The 23,945-nt window shown below is 39.2% G+C and carries 23 protein-coding genes; 1 reads left to right on the forward strand and 22 read right to left on the reverse strand.

Annotated features, from left to right (window positions below; genetic code table 11):
* Positions 1–277: 277 nt before the first annotated feature.
* Both CXF89_RS04225 and CXF89_RS04230 read right to left on the reverse strand, forming a co-directional pair.
* Positions 278–2,071 carry a choice-of-anchor I family protein gene (locus CXF89_RS04225; protein ID WP_121953903.1) on the reverse strand — a complete coding sequence of 598 codons (1,794 nt, stop codon included), beginning with the start codon at positions 2,069–2,071 and terminating at the stop codon, positions 278–280.
* An 83-nt stretch (positions 2,072–2,154) separates the two neighbouring features.
* Entirely contained in the window at positions 2,155–3,384 is a 1,230-nt protein-coding gene (locus CXF89_RS04230) for an acyltransferase family protein (RefSeq protein WP_121953904.1), read from the reverse strand.
* A 144-nt stretch (positions 3,385–3,528) separates the two neighbouring features.
* On the opposite strand from CXF89_RS04230, the gene CXF89_RS04235 reads away from it, so the two are divergent.
* Positions 3,529–4,371: a LytR/AlgR family response regulator transcription factor gene (locus tag CXF89_RS04235; RefSeq protein ID WP_121953905.1), complete on the forward strand. Its 843-nt coding sequence runs from the start codon at positions 3,529–3,531 to the stop codon at positions 4,369–4,371.
* A 27-nt stretch (positions 4,372–4,398) separates the two neighbouring features.
* Here CXF89_RS04235 and glmU read toward each other — a convergent pair whose 3' ends face one another.
* The 20 genes from glmU to rpmH all read right to left on the reverse strand — a co-directional run bounded on the left by glmU (position 4,399) and on the right by rpmH (position 23,506).
* Complete coding sequence (gene glmU, locus CXF89_RS04240) at positions 4,399–5,757, reverse strand: bifunctional UDP-N-acetylglucosamine diphosphorylase/glucosamine-1-phosphate N-acetyltransferase GlmU (RefSeq protein ID WP_121953906.1); 1,359 nt, start codon at positions 5,755–5,757, stop codon at positions 4,399–4,401.
* Positions 5,758–6,042: 285 nt separating this feature from the next.
* Positions 6,043–6,465, reverse strand: coding sequence for a F0F1 ATP synthase subunit epsilon (locus CXF89_RS04245; RefSeq protein WP_007377666.1), 423 nt, complete (start codon positions 6,463–6,465; stop codon positions 6,043–6,045).
* 13 nt (positions 6,466–6,478) lie between these two features.
* Positions 6,479–7,864, reverse strand: coding sequence for a F0F1 ATP synthase subunit beta (atpD, locus tag CXF89_RS04250; RefSeq protein ID WP_007585971.1), 1,386 nt, complete (start codon positions 7,862–7,864; stop codon positions 6,479–6,481).
* A gap of 33 nt (positions 7,865–7,897) precedes the next feature.
* Positions 7,898–8,758, reverse strand: a complete 861-nt coding sequence (atpG, locus tag CXF89_RS04255; protein WP_007585974.1) for a F0F1 ATP synthase subunit gamma — start codon at positions 8,756–8,758, stop codon at positions 7,898–7,900.
* A 60-nt stretch (positions 8,759–8,818) separates the two neighbouring features.
* On the reverse strand, positions 8,819–10,360 hold the full coding sequence (gene atpA / locus CXF89_RS04260) for a F0F1 ATP synthase subunit alpha (RefSeq protein WP_007585976.1): 1,542 nt from the start codon (positions 10,358–10,360) through the stop codon (positions 8,819–8,821).
* A gap of 14 nt (positions 10,361–10,374) precedes the next feature.
* The gene (gene atpH / locus CXF89_RS04265) at positions 10,375–10,908 is read right to left on the reverse strand and encodes a F0F1 ATP synthase subunit delta (protein WP_007585978.1); all 534 of its coding nucleotides are present in this window, start codon (positions 10,906–10,908) and stop codon (positions 10,375–10,377) included.
* 16 nt (positions 10,909–10,924) lie between these two features.
* Positions 10,925–11,395, reverse strand: coding sequence for a F0F1 ATP synthase subunit B (atpF, locus tag CXF89_RS04270; protein ID WP_004335264.1), 471 nt, complete (start codon positions 11,393–11,395; stop codon positions 10,925–10,927).
* Positions 11,396–11,436: 41 nt separating this feature from the next.
* Entirely contained in the window at positions 11,437–11,679 is a 243-nt protein-coding gene (gene atpE / locus CXF89_RS04275) for a F0F1 ATP synthase subunit C (protein ID WP_007585980.1), read from the reverse strand.
* A 61-nt stretch (positions 11,680–11,740) separates the two neighbouring features.
* On the reverse strand, positions 11,741–12,598 hold the full coding sequence (gene atpB, locus CXF89_RS04280; RefSeq protein ID WP_121953907.1) for a F0F1 ATP synthase subunit A: 858 nt from the start codon (positions 12,596–12,598) through the stop codon (positions 11,741–11,743).
* Between the two features lie 15 nt (positions 12,599–12,613).
* Positions 12,614–12,994 carry an ATP synthase subunit I gene (locus tag CXF89_RS04285; RefSeq protein WP_007585983.1) on the reverse strand — a complete coding sequence of 127 codons (381 nt, stop codon included), beginning with the start codon at positions 12,992–12,994 and terminating at the stop codon, positions 12,614–12,616.
* A gap of 142 nt (positions 12,995–13,136) precedes the next feature.
* Positions 13,137–14,060, reverse strand: coding sequence for a ParB/RepB/Spo0J family partition protein (locus CXF89_RS04290; protein WP_121953908.1), 924 nt, complete (start codon positions 14,058–14,060; stop codon positions 13,137–13,139).
* A 20-nt stretch (positions 14,061–14,080) separates the two neighbouring features.
* Positions 14,081–14,866: a ParA family protein gene (locus CXF89_RS04295; protein ID WP_004335235.1), complete on the reverse strand. Its 786-nt coding sequence runs from the start codon at positions 14,864–14,866 to the stop codon at positions 14,081–14,083.
* A 14-nt stretch (positions 14,867–14,880) separates the two neighbouring features.
* Positions 14,881–15,501: a 16S rRNA (guanine(527)-N(7))-methyltransferase RsmG gene (gene rsmG, locus CXF89_RS04300; RefSeq protein ID WP_121953909.1), complete on the reverse strand. Its 621-nt coding sequence runs from the start codon at positions 15,499–15,501 to the stop codon at positions 14,881–14,883.
* A gap of 15 nt (positions 15,502–15,516) precedes the next feature.
* Entirely contained in the window at positions 15,517–17,406 is a 1,890-nt protein-coding gene (gene mnmG / locus CXF89_RS04305) for a tRNA uridine-5-carboxymethylaminomethyl(34) synthesis enzyme MnmG (RefSeq protein WP_007585991.1), read from the reverse strand.
* Positions 17,407–17,834: 428 nt separating this feature from the next.
* On the reverse strand, positions 17,835–18,284 hold the full coding sequence (mioC, locus tag CXF89_RS04310) for an FMN-binding protein MioC (protein WP_024591277.1): 450 nt from the start codon (positions 18,282–18,284) through the stop codon (positions 17,835–17,837).
* Positions 18,285–19,390: 1,106 nt separating this feature from the next.
* Positions 19,391–20,755: a tRNA uridine-5-carboxymethylaminomethyl(34) synthesis GTPase MnmE gene (gene mnmE / locus CXF89_RS04315; protein WP_007584209.1), complete on the reverse strand. Its 1,365-nt coding sequence runs from the start codon at positions 20,753–20,755 to the stop codon at positions 19,391–19,393.
* 135 nt (positions 20,756–20,890) lie between these two features.
* Positions 20,891–22,528, reverse strand: a complete 1,638-nt coding sequence (yidC, locus tag CXF89_RS04320; RefSeq protein WP_024607967.1) for a membrane protein insertase YidC — start codon at positions 22,526–22,528, stop codon at positions 20,891–20,893.
* Between the two features lie 8 nt (positions 22,529–22,536).
* A complete protein-coding gene (yidD, locus tag CXF89_RS04325; protein WP_008138026.1) occupies positions 22,537–22,812 on the reverse strand; it encodes a membrane protein insertion efficiency factor YidD in 276 nt (91 codons plus the stop codon).
* A 129-nt stretch (positions 22,813–22,941) separates the two neighbouring features.
* Positions 22,942–23,364 carry a ribonuclease P protein component gene (gene rnpA, locus CXF89_RS04330; RefSeq protein ID WP_007584204.1) on the reverse strand — a complete coding sequence of 141 codons (423 nt, stop codon included), beginning with the start codon at positions 23,362–23,364 and terminating at the stop codon, positions 22,942–22,944.
* A 7-nt stretch (positions 23,365–23,371) separates the two neighbouring features.
* The gene (gene rpmH / locus CXF89_RS04335; protein ID WP_004335215.1) at positions 23,372–23,506 is read right to left on the reverse strand and encodes a 50S ribosomal protein L34; all 135 of its coding nucleotides are present in this window, start codon (positions 23,504–23,506) and stop codon (positions 23,372–23,374) included.
* Between the last annotated feature and the right edge of the window lie 439 nt (positions 23,507–23,945).

Below are 23,945 nucleotides of genomic sequence, written 5' to 3' on the forward strand. Positions count from 1 at the left end.
CTTAACTCTCTGAGTAGTTCGTGCCTCGCTATGCGTTGGCGTTTCCTGTCTCAGTGGGGTCGCATTATAGGGAGATTCGAGCGGGGGTCAATGTTTTATTTCAGCTTTTTGACAATTAAATGAATTTAGTATGAAAGCTATACAAATAAAGGGCTGCAGGATACTTTTAGTTTAAAAAACACTCATAATTTATGTATCAATTGATGATGTATTAGTAAGGTTTAAACTAAGCTGTATGTTAAACAAACAACACACAGCTTTATTTAAAATTAAAGATTTATTTAGATGCTATTTCCCATACGGCAATAGAGCCTGATATTTCATTTCCAACAATTAAGAGTGGATTTCCTGTTGCACTTTGCTCTGCTGAAACGAATACCATTCCTTCAGGTGCCAAATCGCCTGTAATATTCGCTCCTTTAATTAAGCCTCTATTATAGAAGTAGTCTTCAAATTGCACATTGTATGGATTAGTAATGTCGTAAACCATAATACCGCCCATACGTTCTAATCCAACAAAAGCAAATGTACGATCGTCAATTTTACCAATAGTCAGCGCTTCAGGCTCTGCGCCTTTATCATCTGAACGTGAGTCACCTTTGTTTTCATCTTCATTATTGTTAAATGATTCACCATGCACAGATGCTGTTATACGTGCTATATCGTCACCTGAATCAAAAACCACCAGCCCATTGCTATCCCAAATAGTAAAAGAACGTGCGCCATAGCCGTAAAGCGATTCGTATTGCCCGTCGTTATTGGTATCGCCTTTTATTGTTGTTACTTTTAAGCGACCAATATCATCATCGTCATTATTTAAGTAATCAAAATTAGTAGCAAGCGTTAAGTCTTCAACGCGGCTCTCATCTATATAAGCTAAGCAGCCATCGTCTTTATCGAAATCAAGCCCGCCCTTTGCTATACAGTCTGCTTCATCCGTTGTATCAAAAAAGTATTCTCTTGCGTCACCTTCGTTGGCAGTAACTATAAAGTTAGCGCCTTTCCAACTAAAGCTTGAGATAGTATCGGGCTGGTACATACCATAGAGCCCTGGGTATGATTTAAAATTAACGCCGCCGTCTTTATCTGAGGCATCAAGTTGTAAGCTTGACCAATCTTTAAAGCCTAAGCCCTTTAGCTCAAGACTGTTGTCTTGTAGGTTAACTATTGCAAGTGCATTGTTTTCTTGAATAGATACATAAGCATATTTGTTATCTTTAGAAATGCTAACGTACTCGGGCTCTAAATCCATAGCTACTGTGGTATTTATTAGATTACCGTTAATAGTACGACCATTTGGGTTTGCAAAAACGACCCCTTGCGCTTCTAGTTCGGTTTGTTTGTTGTTATAGGCTTTAAAATCAATATTTATTGCTGTATCGGCTATTACATTATTTGTTATATCGATAATACTAATAGAACCTTCAGGATCTACGCTGTAGTCGCCACTTGGTTCACCTTCGTTAGCAACCACTGCCTTTGCGCCATCATGGGTGAACGTCACCATGTCTGGTAAAAATCCGACTGTAACATTTTTAATAAATACAGGTGAGTCGCCGCTTATATCGTAAAAAGCAATTTGACCTGTATCACCCGTGCTTTCAGCAGCCATTGCCACTGCAAGTAGATTGTTATTTTCATCAATAGCAATGCTGTTTGCATCGCCTTGGGTATGCTCGTTTAAAGGCAACGTAATAACGGATGTTAAATTTGTGGCGCTGATAACCCCTTCGTTATCTTTAACGAGTGCGGCAGTATCAAAGGTGTCGGCGGGTAAAATATTAACAACAGCGTCATCACCTGAACTGTTAATAGCGTAAATCCATTTTTTAGATGCTTGATATGCAACTATTTCAGCTGCACCTTCTGGGCTTTGTGCATTTAATACACCTCTACCCACAAGGTTAATATTTAATGCTGAATTGGCATTTATACCATTTAACCCATTAGTCCCACCTGTGCCTTGTTCTCCCTGTAATCCTTGAGAGCCGTTTTGACCATCGTCACCATCAAGTGAGCAACCAGTAAGAACAGATATAAGTGACAGCGCAATAATTGATTTTTTAAACATGTAATTTTCCTTAGTATTGTATTTGCTAAATATCAACACACAGGCATGACAAGATTATGGCAGTTTTAATACACCCCCTCAGTCTAAGTAATTAGCTTATACGCTAGCGGAGTTATTAAAATTAAAGCGGCCGTATAACCAAGAATTTTTACAGTAGGGGAATAATCTCGTTTAATTGCAACCCCTAGCAAAGGTCTAAGTACATCAATACGTGTAATACCCCATGTAATAACACCGCAAAAAGACCAAGTCCCTGTAATAATAATTAATGGTTCAGCAACAGGCCCTAAACTTAAAGGCTGTAGTAAAAAACACAAAATAATCAAAATGCTTTGATGCAATAAATAAAAGGGAAACACCCATACATTGAGCTGTTTTAAATAGTAAGTATTAAAATTTAAAAATCGGTGAGCGAACGCAAGTACAAAAAATACACCTACAACACGTTGAATATTGTAGCTACCGATTAAAATAAAATGAGGAAGAGTAAACACCTTCTGATAACTTAATATTATAAGTACAAACAAAACCGCAAAACTCAAAGCCAGTAATACCAAGTTTTTATTTAAGCAGTTCCAAAAGTAAGTGTTTTTAGCAAGTATGTATCCTGAGAGTAGCAGTATTAAGCCGTTAGTCTCTCTGATTGAATCGCCAGTTAAGTAATGGCTTGTAAATAGTTTGGCAATAATGAGCAAGGTAATTAAAAACCCAAATGACATACCCCCTTTAACAAATGTTTTTAAAGGCGCAATAAAGGGCAAGCGTGCAAAAAGAGTTAAAACAATAATGATCAGCATAAATTGCCACAACGAGCGCAAATACCATAAGTGATTTACATCCACATTCGGCCACACTCCAGACTGATAATTAATAAAAAGCGTATTGTTCGTCTCTATAAAAGCTAAATAAAATTGCCAATAGCTAATATCAATAACACCTTGCTGCGACATTTCTGCAAACAGCTGAAAAGGCACTATTAGCCATAATCCCACCAGCAAGGGTAATAGTAAAAAAATGGAACGATTTAAAGTGAACAATAACCAAGGCTTAAAGCCGCTTACTTTATCAATCATAAAACGCAGTGCTACGCCCGATATAAACCAAATGAGCAACATGCGCCAAGGTGAAAACACCAACATTAAATATTCAACATACTGTGATGTATAATTACTTTTAAAATGAAATCCCCAGTTTTCGCTATACAACATGCCAATGTGATAAAAAATTAGCGACGCAAATGCGATTATCCTAAGCCAATCAAGATAATATTTACGCGAATTAACTAATGAAGGTTGTTGTACTTGAGTGCTCATGCTTTTACTACTTTATGTATGTTATGCGTTATTCATACCTAAAGCTCTCGCTAAAACTATCTATAAGTGCTTATATTACAAGCAATAGTGATAAAAGGTGGTATACAGGGATAAGCGTGCCACATCAGCAATAAGCATATATTTATGAACCTACAGCACTTTCAACGTTTTCAAAGCATTTACGCATCAGTATTACTGTGTGCTTACGTATTAATTAATAATACAGTAAACGCTACAACCCAAATAATGGAAGCCCAAAGAGAGGGTGTTTTAACATTTTTAATGTGGGAACCTTTTGTTTGGGAGTATTCAAGTGCCTTGAGTACTTTGCTTATATTCCCTATTTTAATTTGGTTTTTAAGATACTTACCTTTTAATTGGCAAAACATTACAGCCTCATTAGGTATGTACTTTGGTGCCTCTATTATATTCAGCGTGTTACACGTTGGTATTATGGTAGGGGTTCGTAAATTCATATATTTGTTGAATGATGGGTCTTACAACTTTGGACTTAGTTGGTTTGAGCTTATTTATGAATACCAGAAAGATGCTATAAGCTTTGTATTTTTCATCGTACTTATCAAAGTATATCAATATGTGGTGCAGCAATTATTAGGTGAAGCTTCTTCAATTGAAGAAAGTGAGCAGCAAACAACATCGACCATAAATCGCTTATTGGTTAAAAAGCTCGGAAAAGAATTCATTATAAAAATAGAGGATGTTGATTGGCTTGAATCGTCGGGTAATTATGTAAACCTACATATAGGCTCACGTATATATCCTTTAAGGGCAACGCTTACAGCATTGAGCAAACAACTTGAAGTGCAGGGGTTTTGTAGAATTCACCGCAGCCATGGCGTAAAACTCGATAAAGTGGAGTCCATTACAGCACTCCCCAGTGGCGACAGTGAAATAAAACTAACAACAGGTAAAGTACTTAACTTGTCTAGACGCTATAAAGAGCAATTTAAACTTCAGCTAAAATAAAAAAGGCTACCTAAGTAGCCTCTATTGTTATTTTTTAACTGGGCGTTTCCAACCCGTTAAATTACGCTGTTTAGAGCGTGCTATTGCTAATTGGTCATCTTCAACGGTACTGGTGATCACAGAGCCTGCACCAATTGTTGCAGTTGCGCCTATATTTACTGGGGCAACGAGTGATGAATTAGAACCAATAAAGGCATTATCGCCAATAATAGTTTTTGCTTTGTTAACACCATCGTAGTTACAGGTAATAGTGCCAGCGCCAATATTCACTTTTTCGCCAATTTCAGCATCACCTAAATAACTTAAGTGGTTGGCTTTAGAGCCTTTACCTAGACGGGTTTTTTTCATCTCAACAAAGTTACCAATGTGTGAGTCTTCTTCCATTACAGCGCCTGGGCGAAGGCGAGCATAAGGACCAAGCGTACACTTATCTGCAACTGTGGCATCTTCAATCAGTGTATTAGCTTTAATAATAACGTTATCACCAATACTACAATTTTTAAGGACACAGTTAGAACCTATTTGTACATTATTACCAAGCGTGACCGTGCCTTCAAAAATAACGTTTACGTCGATAAGTACATCTTCACCGGTGGTAACTGTTCCTCGCACATCAATACGCGCAGGGTCAGCAAGTGTTGCGCCATTTAACATTAACTCTTCTGCTTGCCATGCTTGGTAAGCGCGCTCTAAGCCTGCAAGTTGTACGCGGTTATTTGCGCCCTCAACTTCCATTGCATGGTCTGGCTGAGCTGAAGTGATTTCTACGCCTTCACTGTGAGCCATTGCAACGATATCTGTTAAGTAGTACTCGCCTTGTGCATTATTGTTAGATAAGTTACCTAACCATGTTTTTAATAGCTTACCGTTAACAGCCATAATGCCTGTATTTACTTCGTTAATAAGTAACTGCTCTGGACTTGAATCTTTTTGCTCAACAATACCAACTAACTTACCACCGGCACGAAGCATTCGACCATAGCCATTTGGGTTTACCAAATTTACCGTTAATACAGCTAAACCATTTTTAGGTGTTGCGGCTAATAAACGCTCTAGTGTTGATTGTTTTGTTAGTGGTACATCACCGTATAAAATTAATACCGTGTCTTCATCATTAACATGAGAGTTGGCTTGCGCTACTGCGTGGCCAGTACCAAGTTGTTCAGCTTGAAGTACCCAATTTACATTGTTATCGGCAAGTTGTTGTTGTAATAGTTCGCCGCCGTGTCCGTAAACTAGGTTTGTAGTCGTTGCACCTAATGCCATCGCATTATCAATAACGTGCTGCACCATTGGTTTACCTGCAACTTTGTGCAAAACTTTAGGTAGAGCAGAGCGCATACGAGTACCTTTACCCGCAGCAAGAATAATAGTTGTTAGAGCCATTAAAACAATTTCCTTTTTTCGTTGTTTTAGCTAAATAAGTCTTATGTTTGATCAGAAGATTACGTAAATCACTTCTTGTGCAAATACTCAGTAGGTTAGTTTATTAGTACTGAATCTTGACTGAAAAAACACACTTAATTGGATGACGTTATTGTAGCGAGGATTCCGGCAGGATATAAGTGTAAAAGTGTAGATAATAATCGGACTAAGGTATTTAGTGTAAATACAAAAGTAACAGGCACAAAAAAGCCCACTTAAAGTGGGCTTTTTACAAACCGGATAGGCTTACTTGTGACGTAATTGCTGAATTACGCGTAACTGAGCAACTGCTTCTGCCAGTCGCGTAGCCGCTTGCTGATAATCAAACTCAACAGCTGACGAATTCGCCATATGTTCTTCAGCTTCACGTTTAGCTTTTTGTACAGAATCTTCATCTAAATCTTCACCACGAACCGCAGTATCTGCAAGAATCGTGATGTGATTTGGTTGAACTTCTAATGTACCGCCAGCAACATATATCACATCTTCGTGACCAAATTGCTTAACTAAACGTACCATACCAGGTTTAAGGGCAGTTAGTAGTGGAGCATGGCCTAGGTTTACACCCAGCTCGCCTTCACTACCAGATACTTGAATCGATTCAACAAGACCAGAGAACAAACTCTGCTCAGCGCTTACTACGTCAAGATGTACAGTCATAGCTGTCATACTACCCTCCTAGTTACATGCCTTTGGCTTTTTCTTGAGCTTCTTCGATAGAGCCAACCATGTAGAACGCTTGCTCTGGCATATCATCAAATTCACCGTTTAAGATGCCTTTAAAGCCAGAAATTGTATCTTTCAGTGATACGTATTTACCAGACGCGCCTGTAAACACCTCTGCCACGAAGAATGGCTGAGATAGGAAACGTTGGATTTTACGTGCACGAGATACAAGTTGCTTATCTTCGTCAGAAAGCTCGTCCATACCTAGGATTGCAATGATGTCTTTAAGTTCTTTATAACGCTGAAGAACTGTTTGAACGCCACGTGCTGTATCGTAGTGCTCTTGACCAATTACTTGTGGGTCAAGTTGACGTGAAGATGAATCAAGTGGGTCTACCGCTGGGTAGATACCAAGTGATGCGATATCACGTGAAAGTACTACTGTTGCGTCTAAGTGAGCAAAGGTAGTTGCTGGAGATGGATCCGTTAAATCATCCGCAGGTACGTATACCGCTTGGATTGATGTAATTGAACCCGTCTTAGTAGAAGCGATACGCTCTTGAAGCACACCCATTTCTTCAGCAAGTGTAGGCTGGTAACCTACCGCTGATGGCATACGACCAAGTAGTGCAGATACTTCTGTACCAGCAAGAGTATAACGGTAGATGTTATCTACGAAGAAAAGTACATCGCGACCTTCATCACGGAACTTTTCAGCCATAGTAAGACCTGTTAACGCTACGCGTAAACGGTTACCTGGAGGCTCGTTCATCTGACCGTATACAAGCGATACTTTATCAAGTACGTTTGAATCGTTCATCTCATGGTAGAAATCGTTACCCTCACGTGTACGCTCACCAACACCTGCGAATACTGAGTAGCCGCTGTGCTCGATTGCGATGTTACGGATAAGTTCCATCATGTTTACAGTTTTACCAACACCGGCACCACCGAATAAACCAACTTTACCACCTTTAGCAAACGGACATACAAGGTCGATAACCTTGATACCAGTTTCTAAAAGTTCAACTGAACTTGATTGCTCTTCGTATGAAGGTGCTGCACGGTGAATAGACATACGGTCTTCTTCGCCGATTGGACCCGCTTCATCGATTGGCTCACCAAGTACGTTCATGATACGACCAAGTGTTGCTTTACCAACTGGAACTTGAATCGATTCACCTGTATTCATAACTAAAGCACTACGACGTAAACCATCAGTAGTACCCATAGCGATAGTACGCACTACACCGCCACCTAGCTGTTGTTGAACTTCTAGAGTCAAACCAGCTAAATCGCCATCTGTTACTCTTAGTGCGTGGTATACCGCTGGCACGCTATCTTGTGGAAATTCAATATCCACAACGGCGCCGATAATTTGGACGACCTTACCTAAACTCATGTCTATTCCTCTCGTTAATCTTTACCCGAAGCATTAAACTGCTGCTGAGCCAGAACAAATCTCACTAATTTCTTGTGTGATTGCTGCTTGGCGAGCCTTGTTATAAACAAGCTGTAGCTCGTCCATAAGGTCACCTGCGTTATCAGTTGCAGCTTTCATTGCAACCATACGAGCAGCCTGTTCAGAGGCAGCATTTTCTACCACACCTTGGTATGCTTGAGACTCAATAAAGCGTACTAACAAAGACTCTAAAATAGCCTCTGGATTTGGCTCGTATAAGTAATCCCATGTGTGAGCAGATACTTCTTCTTCAGCTTTTGGCAAAGGGAGTAACTGATCTATAATTGGCTCTTGCCTCATGGTATTAACGAATTTGTTATATACCAAGAATAAACGGTCTATTTTGCCTTCAGAAAATGCATCAAGCATAACTTTTACAGGACCAATAACGTCTTGTACTGAAGGTTTATCTCCTAGGCCCGCTTTTTTAGCGAGTAGTTGACCACCAAAACGTTGAAAGAAGCCAGCTGCTTTACTACCTAAAGTAGCAAATTCAGCATCAACACCTTTTTCTTTCCACGCTTTAACATCAAGTGCAACTTTCTTAAACTCGTTTGAGTTTAGACCGCCACACAGACCACGGTCTGTAGAGATAACAATATAACCAACTCGTTTCACTTCACGATCTTTTAAGAACGGGTGAGTAAAATCAAGATTTGCTTGAGCAACACGACCAATTACTTCACGTAATTTGTCAGCGTATGGACGGCTTGAAGCAACGCGTTCTTGCGCCCTTTTCATTTTAGACGCAGCAACCATTTCCATTGCGCTAGTGATCTTTTGAGTATTTTTAATACTCCCGATCTTGCTTTTAATCTCTTTTCCGCTGGCCATGACTCTCTCTCCGAATCAAGGTGTGCTTTAGTTTCCTAAAGCGCACCATTAATAACTAAATTACCAAGTTTGCGTAGACTTGAACTTCGTTAGAAGTTCTTTAAGCTGCGCTTCGATCTCGGCATTCAAGTTACCAGTTTCATTGATTTGAGCCACAAGCTCTGCGTATGTGCTATTTGCATACGAAAGTAAAGCTGCTTCAAAGTCACCGATTTTCGCGATTTCGATGTCTTGAAGGAAGCCTTTTTCAGCAGCAAATAACGACAAAGACATATCAGCAACAGACATTGGCGCGTACTGTTTCTGCTTCATTAGCTCTGTTACACGCTCACCATGCTCAAGTTGAGCACGAGTTGCATCATCAAGGTCAGACGCGAACTGCGAAAACGCAGCTAATTCACGGTACTGAGCTAGGGCTAGACGAATACCGCCACCTAGTTTCTTAACGATTTTAGTTTGTGCAGCACCACCAACACGCGATACCGAGATACCAGCATTTACTGCCGGACGGATACCTGAGTTGAATAAGTCAGTTTCTAAGAAGATCTGACCATCGGTGATAGAGATAACGTTAGTCGGTACGAACGCAGAAACGTCGCCGCCTTGAGTTTCAATGATTGGCAATGCCGTCAATGAACCAGTTTTACCTTTCACTTCACCATTAGTGAACTTTTCAACGTAATCTGCGTTTACACGCGATGCACGCTCTAAAAGACGAGAGTGAAGATAGAATACGTCACCTGGGTATGCTTCACGGCCTGGTGGACGCTTAAGTAGTAATGAAATTTGACGGTAAGCAACTGCTTGCTTAGACAAATCATCATATACGATTAATGCGTTTTCACCACGGTCACGGAAGTATTCACCCATAGTACAGCCCGCGAACGGTGCTAAGTACTGAAGTGCCGCAGATTCAGAAGCAGATGCAACAACTACGATAGTATTTGCTAGTGCACCATGCTCTTCTAATTTACGAACTACGTTTGCAATAGTAGATGCTTTTTGACCAATCGCAACGTACACACACTTAACGCCTGTGTCTTTTTGATTGATGATTGCATCGATTGCTAGTGCAGTTTTACCTGTTTGGCGATCCCCAATGATAAGTTCACGTTGACCACGACCAACTGGAATCATCGCATCAATAGATTTATAACCAGTTTGAACTGGCTCATCTACAGATTTACGCTCGATTACACCCGGTGCAATTTTTTCTACAGGTTCAAACCCGTCGTTATCTAGAGCGCCTTTACCATCGATTGGAGCACCTAGTGTGTTTACAACACGACCAAGTAAACCAGGACCAACAGGAACTTCTAAAATACGACCAGTTGTATATACTTTTACGCCTTCAGTAAGGTCAGCGTACGGACCCATTACTACTGCACCAATTGAGTCGCGCTCAAGGTTTAGTGCGATAGCATAACGGCTGCCAGGAAGCTCAATCATTTCACCTTGCATACAGTCAGCAAGACCGTGGATGCGGATGATACCGTCAGTAACAGATACAATAGTACCTTCGTTACGAGCTTCACTTACAACTTCGAACTTCTCAATACGTTGTTTGATCAGATCTGAAATTTCAGTGGAATTAAGTTGCATGCTCTTTTTCCCAATTACGATTGTAGTGTTGTAGCTAAGCGGTTTAATTTACCGCGAATAGTACCGTCGATTACAGTGTCGCCAGACCTAATAATAAGTCCACCAACCACTGACGCGTCTTCACTACAATTCAGCTTAACTTTGCGTGCGAAACGTTTTTCAAGTGCCGCTACCAATGACTCTTGTTGCGCAGCAACAAGAGGAGTTGCAGAAATCACATCTACTTCGATTTCTTTATCGTATTCTGCTTTAAATTCAGCAAATAACTGTGCAACTTCAGGTAGAGCTGTCAAACGTCCATTTTCAGCCATCACCTTAACTAGGTTCTGACCTTGTTCGTTGAGCTGCTCAGCACAAAGTTGAATAAATAATTCAGCTTGTGCAGTAGCTGTAGGCATACTCGCTAAAACAGACGATGCTTGCTCATTGCTGGCTACATGGCCTGCAAAGAACAACATATCATTCCAGCTTTCTAGAGTGCCTTTCTCAACGGCAAGTTCAAAAGCCGCTTTAGCGTATGGGCGAGCGATAGTAGTCAAATTAGACATGCTCATACCCTCCTAATTACAGCTCAGCGACAAGTTTTTCAACGATGTCACTATGTGCGGCTTGATTAATTTCACGCTCTAAAATACGTTCTGCGCCAATCACTGCCAGAGTTGCTACTTGCTTACGTAGTTCTTCTGTTATGCGATTACGTTCAGACTCAACTTCAGAGTGCCCTTGAGCAATGATACTTTCACGCTCTTGTTGACCACGAAGTGTTTCTTCGTCAACAATTAGCACTGCACGCTTTTTAGCTTGATCAATGATATCAGCCGCTTGAGCTTTTGCATCTTTAAGCTGTTCAGCAGCTTTCTTTTGCGCAAGTTCTAAGTCTTTTTCGGCTCTATCAGAGGCAGCTAAACCATCTTCGATTTTTTTCTGGCGAGCTTCAATTGCACCGTTTAGTGGTGGCCATACGTATTTCATACAAAATAATACGAACACCGTAAACGCAATCAATTCACCGATAAGAGTGGCGTTTAAATTCACAACCGCTCCTCCTTAAATAGTAAGCTGTTCAAAGAATAAAATTAAAGTACGAACAACAATACCATAGCGATACCAACACCAATCATTGCTACAGCATCGATTAGACCAGCAAGAATAAACATCTTAACTTGTAGCGAAGGTGCAAGCTCAGGTTGACGCGCACATGCTTCAAGGAATTTACCGCCCATGTTACCAAAGCCGATTGCTGTGCCGATTGCACCAAAACCGATTAGTAAAGCTACTGCGATGTATTTTAAGCCTGTTAATAATTCTAAAGCTTCCATTTATTTCTCCAAAGTTTCAATTGTAAAGTTAAAAGTAAAAGTAAAATTGTAAATCTAAAAATTAGTGATTATCTGAACTTGCCATGCTTAGGTATACAATCGTAAGCATCATGAATAAGAATGCTTGTAATGTAATAACTAGAATATGGAATACTGCCCAAACAAAGTGCAACGGTAGTTGCATAAAACCGATAGCGCCGATCAAGATGAAAATCAACTCACCCGCATATAAGTTACCAAACAAACGTAGTGCTAATGAAAACGGTTTAGAAACGAGTGCAATCAGTTCAAGTAATAAGTTAAATGGTATCAAAATAATTTGAACGAACACGTTATTTGAGTTGAACGGATGAAGCGTTAACTCTTTAATAAACCCGCCAATACCTTTTATTTTGATTGAAAAGCCAACCATTAGTATAAATACACCCAGCGCTAGCGCTGAAGTCATATTAATGTCAGTCGTTGGTACAATTTTCATGTACACATCGTGTGAATCCATACCAAATGCAGTCTCACCAACGAAACCTGCAAGTGCTGGAATGAAATCAACTGGTATTAAATCCATTAAGTTCATTAAGAACACCCAAACGAAAATCGTTAAGGCTAATGGTGCAATAAGCTTGCTTTTACCATGGAAAGTATCGCGTACGTTGTCGCCAACAAATTCTACGATTATTTCAATAAAACACTGAAATTTTCCAGGTACACCTAGTGTTGATTTTTTAGCGGCACTACGAAAGATCCATAAAAATATAAGACCTAAACCGATAGACCATGCAAGGGTATCTATATGCCATGTCCAGAATCCACTGTCCGTACATGCTTTATTGAAGGCGAGACCTGTATCGGTCGAACACATCTTAGCATTGGTCAAATGGTGCTGGATATGGCCAGATAGAGTAACTTCTTCTGCTGCCATGTTATATCCCAAAAGTTAATGTTTAAAAAAAACGGGTGCGAACAATCCAGTAAAGAGCGCCAGTATATAAGTACTAAAAAAGGGTAATAAAATTACCGGAAAATGCTTCAGTACCAGCGCAAACAATACAATTGTTAGCATAAACTTTAATCCGTTGCCGCGTTTCAACGAGGCATACGCTTGATTTGCTCGACTTGCACCCATATATCTGAATGCATAAAGTGCAAATACAAAGTGCGGAAGTACTGCTACAGCTCCACCAGCGAGTGATGAAAGCGAGGCATTGACTCCCGAACTAAAAAAAATAATTACAGCAGCAACTAATGCTACAACACCCTGAAGGCAAATTAACTTTAATACGGCAAGTCGATATGGACTCGCTAACTTATCAGTCACGTTTAGTTAACCTTTATTGCGTTCTAATTGTTAGGGTGTGAAAACTGGCGAAATTATACTTAATCCTGCCAGTTTTGCAACTTGAGTAGATGCTTTGTAACACGAAATAGCTACAAATGTCCCTTTTTAGACATGTAGAAAACTAATGGTGGGTATTGTCGTGATTGATACGATTTAAAATGCCGTCAAGTTCATCTAGGTTAGTATACGAAATAACCAGTTTACCTTTGCCTTTTTTATTGTAGTTAATCTCTACTTTAGCACCTAGATTTTCAGCGAGTTGTTGTTCTAACTGCTTAACATCTGGATCTTTTTCGGTTATTTCTTTAGCAGGTAAAGGTTCTATAATTGAACGTACGAGCTTTTCAGTTTCTCGAACTGTTAATGCTTTAGCTACAGCTAAACGAGCAGCATCTGACTGCGCTTCACCTTCAAGTGCTAACAGGCAACGAGCATGGCCCATTTCAATATCGCCATGCTCTAACAGAATCTTTACATCGTTATTTAAGTTATTTAAACGCAGTAAGTTAGTTACAGTCGTACGTGATTTACCCACTGCATCGGCTACTTGCTGATGTGTTAACTCAAATTCTATTAGTAAACGATTAAGTGCAACCGCTTCTTCCATGGCATTTAAGTCTTCACGCTGAATGTTTTCTATCAGTGCAATCGCAACGGCAGCTTCATCAGGTACATCTTTAATAATACACGGTACTGTTTCAAGCTTAGCTATTTGCGCTGCGCGCCAACGACGCTCACCAGCAATAATCTCAAAGCTATTGTGTGCAATAGGGCGCACAACAATAGGTTGAATAATACCTTGTGAGCGAATAGAACTAGCAAGCTCTTCTAGCGCCTCTTCAGACATGTCTTTACGAGGTTGGTATTTACCAGAGTGTAAGAACTCTATTGGGAGTTTTTGTAATTCACTATTATTAGCCGCGGCATTTTGCATAGCCTCAGAAACGTTTGATGTGTCTTGTTCCTTGCTTGGGCTTGGTGCAGGCTTTGACGAACTTAAAAGTGCATCGAGTCCTCGGCCTAAACCTCGTTTTTTAGCAGACATGTTATTTTTTTACCTCAAAGTTAGGCGACAACGGACGCTGTTTTTTCTTTTCTGCGTAACATTTCACCAGCGAGTGCTAAATACGCTTTAGCGCCACTTGATGCCCGGTCATAGTACATAGCAGGAGTACCAAAACTGGGTGCTTCAGCTAAACGAACATTACGCGGGATCACCGTACGGTATACTTTATCGCCAAAATGTTGTTTTAATTGTTCTGATACATCATTTGCCAAACGGTTACGCGGGTCGTACATAGTACGAAGTATGCCTTCAATTTGTAAGCTAGGATTCACTAACTTAGCAAGTTGCGTAATCGTATCCATTAATGCGGTTAACCCTTCAAGTGCATAATACTCACACTGCATTGGCACTAAAATAGAATCAGCTGCGGCCATTGCATTAACAGTTAACATATTTAGAGAGGGTGGACAGTCGATAAAAATAAATTCGTACTGGTCCTGAATTTTTTCAAGTGCGTTACGTAAACGCACTTCACGGGCAAATAATTCCATCAATTTAACTTCTGCAGCGGTTACATCACCGTTTGCAGCAATCATGTGGTATTCACCAGACGTTTCTTTGATGATAACGTCTTCTATAGGTTTATCTTCAATAAGTAAGTCGTAAATAGTTGGCACGTCGCCATACTTATCTACGCCACTACCCATAGTCGCATTACCTTGCGGATCGAGATCAATTAACAGCACTTTACGTTTCGTTGCAGCCATAGACGCAGCGAGGTTAACAGCGGTTGTAGTTTTACCCACTCCACCTTTTTGATTTGCTAATGCGATGACTTTTGCCACGGTGTCTCTGATCCCTAGTCTTTAGAAAGAATAATTAAATGTCGTTGTGCATCTAAATTAGGTACTTCTAATGCAATTTTTTGCTCAAACTTAACGCCTGCAGGTAGTGACTCTAGCTCTTCGCTAGGGAACACGCCTTTAAGTGCTATAAATTTACCCGAATGATCGATTAAGTGCGAACACCAGTCAACCATATCTTGTAATGAAGCAAAAGCACGACTTAGTACGCCGTCTAATTTAACACTTGGTTGATATTCTTCAACTCTTGACTGAACCGGGGTTACATTATCAAGACCAAGCTCATGTTTAACATGCATTAAAAATCGTACACGTTTACCTAAGCTATCTAATAACACAAAATGTGTATTAGGTAATGCAATTGCTAATACGATACCCGGTAATCCGGGACCCGTTCCAACATCAATATAATGATGACCGGGTAAGTAAGGCGCAACAACTAAGCTATCCATAATATGCTTAATCATCATTTCTTCAGGTAAGCGTACTGAGGTTAAGTTATAAGCCTTATTCCACTTATTCAATAACTCGACGTAACGAACTAGCTGTTGCTGTTGTTTTTCTGTTAGCGCAATATCAGTTTGCGCTAACAATGTAGTTAATTGTTGCTGTAACACTATGTACCCTTACCGTTACGCGGATTTGCGTAATAAGCCTTGCTTCTTCAGATACACTAATAATAGCGAAATCGCCGCTGGGGTGATACCAGAAATACGCGATGCTTGACCAATAGTGTCAGGACGCGACTCAATAAGCTTGGCAACTACCTCATTTGACAAACCAGATACGGTTTTATAATCAAACTCTTTTGGTAAAATTGTTTGCTCATGACGAAGCTGTTTGTTGATCTCATCTTGTTGACGCGCAATGTAACCTGCGTACTTAGTATGGATTTCAACTTGTTCTAATGCCGCTTTGTTTGTAAATTCAGAGCCTAATCCTTCTATAGCCATAAGATCGTTATAACGGATCTCAGGACGACGCAGTAGTTCCTCTAAACTTGCTTCACGTGTAAGCGGAGTTTTAAGTAATGCGTTTACTTGATCTACAACGGCATGATCCTTATGGATCCATGTATCTTTAATGCGTTGCTTCTCTTTTTCGATTACTTCCATTTTTTCGTTAAATGCCTGCCAGCGTTCGTCATTAACCAAACCTAGCTCACGGCCTTTTTCAGTTAAACGAATATCAGCATTATCTTCACGAAGTAATAAACGGTATTCGGCACGACTGGTAAACATGCGGTATGGTTCTTTTGTACCCAGTGTTGCTAAGTCGTCGATTAATACGCCAACGTAAGCTTCATCACGACGTGGTGTCCAAGAATCTTTGCCTTGCACTTTTAGTGCAGCATTCATACCTGCAATTAAGCCTTGTGCACCCGCTTCTTCATAGCCGGTAGTACCGTTAATTTGACCCGCAAAAAATAAACCTTCAATAAATTTAGTTTCTAAAGATTGTTTTAAATCACGTGGATCAAAGTAATCATATTCAATTGCGTAACCAGGTCGACAAATATGTGCATTTTCAAAACCTGTAATCGATTGCACAATTTCAAGTTGTACATCAAACGGTAAACTAGTCGAAATACCATTTGGGTATAATTCGTATGATGTTAAACCTTCAGGCTCAACAAATATTTGATGTTTATCTTTATCTGCAAAACGAACAATTTTATCTTCAATTGAAGGGCAGTATCGTGGACCAATACCTTCAATAACACCTGAGTACATAGGTGAGCGATGTAAGTTTTTACGAATAACATCATGTGTTTTTTCGTTTGTGTAAGTTATGTAACACGGTATCTGTTGTGGGTGATCTGATTGTTTACCCATAAACGAAAACACAGGAGTTGGTGTATCACCTGGCTGTGCTTCCATTTTTGTAAAATCAACAGTACGTGCATCAATACGTGGAGGTGTACCTGTTTTTAAACGATCAACTCTAAATGGATGTTCACGTAAGCGATCAGCTAAAGCGATTGAAGGAGGATCGCCTGCGCGACCGCCTTTATAATTTTCTAAACCAATATGAATTAAGCCGCCTAAAAAAGTACCCACGGTTAAAACAACACTTGGTGCACTAAAACGTAAACCCATTTGAGTTACTACGCCAGTAACACGATCGTTTTCAACAATAAGATCATCACATGATTGTTGAAAAATCTTAAGGTTATCTTGGTTTTGTAATGTTGTTTGAATAGCCGCTTTGTACAAAGCGCGATCTGCTTGTGCTCGAGTAGCACGAACAGCAGGTCCTTTTGAAGAATTTAGTGTACGAAATTGGATCCCGCCTTTATCAATGGCCTGTGCCATTGCACCACCAAGCGCGTCGATCTCTTTTACCAAATGACCTTTGCCAATCCCACCAATTGCTGGGTTGCAAGACATTTGACCAAGGGTATCCATATTGTGAGTCAGTAGCAGGGTATTCATCCCCATACGGGCAGCTGCTAATGCGGCTTCAGTGCCAGCATGTCCACCACCTACTACGATAACGTCAAAATTTTCGTGAAAAATCATTAATGGGATCCTACTTAAATCAAACCGGTAAACTTCAAAAGGGAGCGTATTCTACCTAGAAATTGGCAGAAGATAAATGATTAAACAAAGGGCAAGATCTAAGTATGTGATCTCTAATAATATAAAGGATCTTTTAAAGAGATCTTTTATTACTATTACTACTACTGATCGACTTTTCTGTTGATAAGGTTTAGATCTTCATTTAAAACATGAAATTAGATCAGATCTAAAGGTGTTAATATGATCGGATCATCCAGCAAATAAGCTCTGATCAAAAAGGCACTTTATGCACAGGGTTGAATCAGTTGGATCTTATCCAATGGATAAGCATGCTTTAAAACGCAGTTTATTCAATCTTTATCCACAAAACCTATTAAATTATTAGTAAATTGTGGGTAACTTTATATATAACTTTTTACTTGATCTATCTATTTTATGCCTGTTTGAGCTATCCAAGAGTCTAACCATGTTAATGCAGTGTCTTCTGGTAGTGCTTCATCGAGAATATTAAGCTCTAAACGTTCTGCTACTTTTATAGCGCCTTTTTGAGTTAATAAGGCATCTATATTACGTCCTGCTAGGTTATAAGTGTCATAACTAGTGTCGCCTAAAGCGATTACTGAATATTTTAATTCAGATAAATCATCTGCTTGAGTTACATCTTCAACAAAACTAATAAGATTTTCAGGGTAATCACCTGCACCATAAGTTGATGTGCAGATTAACCAAATGGTATTTTGCTGATCAATATCGCTAAATTCAGGTTGATCATGTAGTTGCGTAGTAATACCAAGGTTATTAAGCGCGTCGCTTAATTGCTCTGCAACATACTCGGCTGATCCCATTTGGCTGCCGACAATAAGATTTACTGAACTCATGAATATTAGTGATCACATTGGTTTTAATTGCCGCCTATGATAACTGAGTGAGGATAACAGTAAAGTTAAGAGTGCTTTTTTGTATAACTATTTTTGCGGTAATTTTACACTCATTCAAAATTGTGTCTTTAAGTTGTTGATAATATAGTGTTTAACAAATTATCTTTAAATGTAATCTTCTGATCAAGTTGTTGATAACAGTGGGGAAAGCTCTGCTTAAACTGTTTTTTTAGGTTGTTTTATATTCGCTAAGTTATTGATATTACTTGTCAGTAAAAAATTAAATTATAAATATCCCAATTAAAAATACATGTTGATCATAATGTGGATATAAAGCCTGTTGATAACCTTAAATTTAGATCGAAAATAATTTTTAAAAATGATCTAATAAAGCAGATCTAATGAAATTAATTAAAAATAAGTTCATAAATAGATAAATTACAATTGATCATGAGGTTTTTGCAGCTGATTTACCTAGTTTTGGTATTTATTTGAGCTGAAAATTAGGTATTGTGGATAAGTGATCTCGGTATTTTTAATTTTATGCGAATTTAGAGCTGCTATTTTTATTAATTTTGCTGGTGGAGTTAGCAGATCAAAAGTTTTGAATACTTAGCAGTTGAGTTATTTTATTTAAAAATCACAGTGATTATCAAATTATATGTTGTCAAAAGTAAGCTTTTTAGAGTACTAATCAGTGTTTTTTAGCTCTTTAATTGAGCGAATAGCATCATTTTTTGCGTGTATGGGGTGTGTTTTAGTGCATTTTTGTGAGCTAAAGCAAGTATAAGGAAGCCATTTATAACTACTTTTTGTATGACATATAACGCTATTAAAGCGTGCGGTTGTTTGAAAAGGCATCGGTTTTAGCCTTAATAATAGGTGTAATTTGTGCTATTAATTCCCCCAATAAGCACTCTCAGTATTGCCTACTCTATATAATCAGACCTCTCTTAGCACGTAACAAAGGTAGTTTTGGATATGATTTTATTGGCAGTAATTTGCAGGCATCAGGTGTATAAATACATATTTTACAGCAGAATATTTTACATAAAAAAAGAGCACCTAAGTGCTCTTATAATAAAAATATATATGTAATAGGGTGTTTATTTACCAATACAAAACGAGCTAAATATTTTGCCAAGTAAGTCGTCTGAGGTAAATTCACCGGTTATTTCATTCAAATACTGCTGTGTTAAACGCAGTTCTTCAGCGAGTATTTCACCAGCAATGTGCATTTCTAACTGTGTTTTACCCGTTTCTAAATGATACGCAGCACTTTCTAGTGCATCCAAATGACGACGGCGCGCCATAAAGCCACCTTCTGTTGCACCTTGAAAGCCTATACAAGCTTTTAAATGCTCGCGAACAAGTTCAATACCGTCAGCATTTTTAGCACTTAAGCTGATGACCGGGTATTGTTGCTCTTGCTCCATTCCGACTATGTCGCCCGATAAATCAGCTTTATTTCTGATGACCGTAACCCCCATACCTTCTGGTAATTTTGCCATAAATTCAGGCCAAATTTTGTGCGGGTCAGTATCTATAGTGTCAGTGCCATCAAGCATAAATAAAACGCGGTCGGCTTGGTTTATTTCATCCCATGCACGCTCAATACCTATTTGTTCTACTCTGTCTGGGCTTTCGCGTAGGCCTGCTGTATCTATAATATGCAGTGGCATACCATCTATATGTATATGCTCTCGTAGTACGTCGCGAGTGGTACCGGCTATTTCTGTTACGATTGCGGCTTCACGACCGGCTAGAGCGTTAAGCAGGCTTGATTTACCCGCATTAGGGCGACCTGCAATAACAACACGCATACCTTCGCGCATGATGCTACCTTGCTTGGCTTGGTTGGTTACAGTGTTAAGCTGAGTAATAATCGCGTCTAAGTCGCCTGACACTTTACCATCTGATAAAAAATCAATTTCTTCATCAGGAAAATCTATTGCCGCTTCTACATACATGCGTAAGTGAATTACTTTTTCTACGAGTGTTTCTATGTGCTTAGAAAATTCACCTTGGAGAGACTGTAGGGCGCTTTTAGCGGCTTGCTCGCTAGTGGCATTAATTAAGTCGGCGATAGCTTCTGCTTGTGTTAAATCAAGCTTGTCATTCATAAATGCGCGCTCAGAAAACTCACCAGGCTTTGCTAAACGAACGCCCTCTATTTTACTAATTTCTTTAAGTAACATATCCAGTACTACAGGACCGCCGTGGCCTTGTAATTCAAGTACGTCTTCACCAGTAAATGAGTTAGGACCTGCAAAGTAAATGGCAATACCTTGATCAAGTTGCTCGCCAGCAAGGCTTTTAAATGGCACATAATCGGCGTAGCGAACTTTAGGTATTTTACCTACTACTTTTTCGGCGACACTTTTAGCAAGGCTACCTGAAACGCGAATAATACCAACACCACCACGTCCAGGTGCTGTTGCTTGTGCTGCAATTGTATCTTGATTGATCATGCTATTAATTTGCCAACGATGAGTAACTTTATGCCCGTATTGTAACCTATCGATTTATTTGTAGCGAATAGCTGTGGTGAAAAACAGGCAATAAAAAAGGCGACCGAAGTCGCCTTTATATAAGTAGGAGCTTAGTTAGCCTCTTACTTTAATTCCTTTCTTTTCCATGCCACGGTAGATGATTAACATCTGGACAATAGAAATAAGGTTAGACACTAACCAGTAAAGAACTAAACCAGATGGGAACCATAAGAAGAATACAGAGAAGATAACCGGCATAAAGGTCATCATTTTTTGCTGCATTGGATCAGTAACCGTCATAGGTTGTAGCTTTTGCGTTACAAACATACTCGCACCAAATAATATTGGCAATACGTAGTACGGGTCTTTCGCAGAAAGGTCAGTTAACCAAAAAATGAATTCAGCATGGCGAAGTTCAGTAGACTCTAAGAATACGTAGAATAAGGCTAAGAAAATTGGCATTTGTAGCAAAATAGGGAAACAGCCACCCATTGGGTTAACTTTTTCTTTTTTGTACATTTCCATAGTTGCTTGGCCGAACTTTTGACGGTCATCACCAAACTTTTCTTTAAGGGCTGCCATTTTAGGCTGTAGGGCACGCATTTTTGCCATTGAAGTGTATTGCGCTTTAGTAAGTGGGTACATTAACGATTTAACGATAATAGTGATGGCAATAATTGCTACACCCCAGTTACCTAAAATGCTGTGTAGCCATTTTAGCAATACAAATAAAGGTTGCGAGATAAAAAATAACCAACCGTAATCTACGGTTAGGTCTAGGTCTGGGTGAATCGCTTCAAGAATATCTGACTCTTTCGGGCCCATATAATAAGTAGCAGTTAATGTTTGCTCACTACCAGCTTGAATATTTACAGCGGGATCTTTAGCACCAATAATAGCGGCATTACTTTTTGTAATTAAGCTATAAAGTGTATTTGATTGATCCTGCATTGGAACCCAAGCACTTACAAAGTAATGTTGAATAAAGGCAACGTAACCACCTTGTGTGCTTTTATTTAGGTTTTTATCAGCCATATCTGAAAAACTATACTTTTCGTATTTTTCTTCATCAGTACCGTATGCAGCACCTAAATAGTTTTGATCAACCATGCTACCTTTTTCTTGTACGGTACGCTTAATTTGCGTGTATAGCTGTACTTGAAGAGGTGCGCTGGTAGTGTTGTTAATTTTGTATTCTAAGCCTACGTCATACTGACCTTTTTTGAATACATACGTTTTAGTAAAACTAACACCATTACTATCAGTAAACTGAAGTGGAACGCGAAGCTCATCACCCGTTAAGGTATATGATTTTTGTTCGGTACTATAAGTAGGGCGACCATTAGCTGATCCGTCAGGGCCATTTAAACCAATTAAGCCACTTTGTGAAAAGTATTGTTTGCCACCATCAAGCTGACCAAGAAGCATATAAGGCGTGTCACTGCCTTTTGTCTCTTCGTATTGAAGAAGGTCTGTTTCAACAATGTCACCGCCTTTGGTGTCAATTTTAACTTTAAAAACGTCAGTTGTAATTTCAATAACTGAACGCTTAGCTAAAGTTGCTGAAGCAGGTAACTCTGAATCTGACGATGAAGGAATATAATCATCCGACTCTGGTGAATTTGCTTGTAGTGTTTGTGTTGTGGCACTTGGATCGACTTTAGGCTTGTTGTAATCATTATCCCATTCTTGGAACAATAAAAACGACACTAGCATTAGGCCAATTAATAAAAACGTGCGTTGCGATTCCATAACAGCTCTTATTTCTCGTGTTGGTGGTTAATATGGGTTAATTTTTCAGGAACGGGGTCGTCTCCGCCTGAATGTAAAGGATGGCATTTTAATATGCGTTTTAAAGCTAACCAACTACCTTTTACCGATCCATGCAATTTAATTGCTTGAATAGCATAACTAGAACAGGTTGGATTAAAACGACAATGCGGACCTAACAGCGGGCTAATCCACTTTTGATAACCGCGGATAAATAACACTAAACAAAAAGTTGGTAAAGCAACAAGTGGTTTAAGTAACCTCATGATGTTTATGCCCCTACTTAAGTTTAGTGAGATAGATATCATGTATTTAAAGACTCAATTAGAAAATTTAAATGCATGATTAAAAGGTGAGCTAAAGATACATTAATTAACCCTGCAATTCTATTGCAATTAGGTTTGTTTGTTAGATTTAGCTGATTTGTTTGGGCGTTTCTTAAAAGGTGGCGGTTTAGGTGCACCTGGTTTACAGCGTTCGTTAATTTTTCGCCATAATTTAGTAAGTTGTTTGGTTATTTCTTCATTAGACTGCTCATCAATACCATTTTTAACCATAAGCACAATATCAATATTATCGATGCTGTGTTGATTTAAACGAAAACTTTCGCGAGCGAGACGTTTAATACGGTTTCGTTGGCATGCCTTTTTTACACGTTTTTTAGCAACAGTAAGACCTAACCGAGGTTTTTCTTGGTCATTTGGTTTAGCTAATAGAGTAAAGAAAGGAGTTGCAGCCCGAGCGGGTTCATTAAATATGCGAGAGTAATGCGAGGGAGTTAACAGACGTAACTCCCTGCCAAAGCTAAAGTCTTCCACTTATAAATTAAGCAGAAAGAACTTTGCGGCCTTTAGCGCGGCGACGTGCTAATACTTTACGGCCATTTACAGTTGCCATGCGAGCACGGAAGCCGTGTGCACGTTTGCGTTTTAAAACGCTAGGTTGAAAAGTTCTTTTCATAACAATCTCATCCGATCGGTTAAAGTTAAAACATCCTATACAGGTCGCGATCCTGGCATAGGTGCCATTGCGAGCGCGAGATATTATAGAGTAAGTAATGTAAAGTCAATCATAATTACGTTAAGGGTATATAACCCACCTACTACTATATAAGAGATCATATAAGGCGATCTGTTAGGATCATCATAAATAAGAAGTTTTCCACAGCCCCTGTATAAAAAGTGAATAAAAGCGGGGGAAAAGTAAATTGGATCGTAAATTTGGTTCGCGATCTTGGTGTTATTTTGTTATGATCTCCTCTCAGGATCTAAAATAAAAACTGTTTTAAATCAGCTTGTTAATGATTTTATACATCGATATCAACAATTTTATAAAAATCAATCTTTTACTTGTGGATAAAGTGTCTTCATAATACGCGGTCTTGGGTCGCTTATTGGAC

This window comes from Pseudoalteromonas sp. MelDa3, from assembly GCF_002863625.1.
Classification (GTDB): Bacteria; Pseudomonadota; Gammaproteobacteria; order Enterobacterales; family Alteromonadaceae; genus Pseudoalteromonas; species Pseudoalteromonas arctica.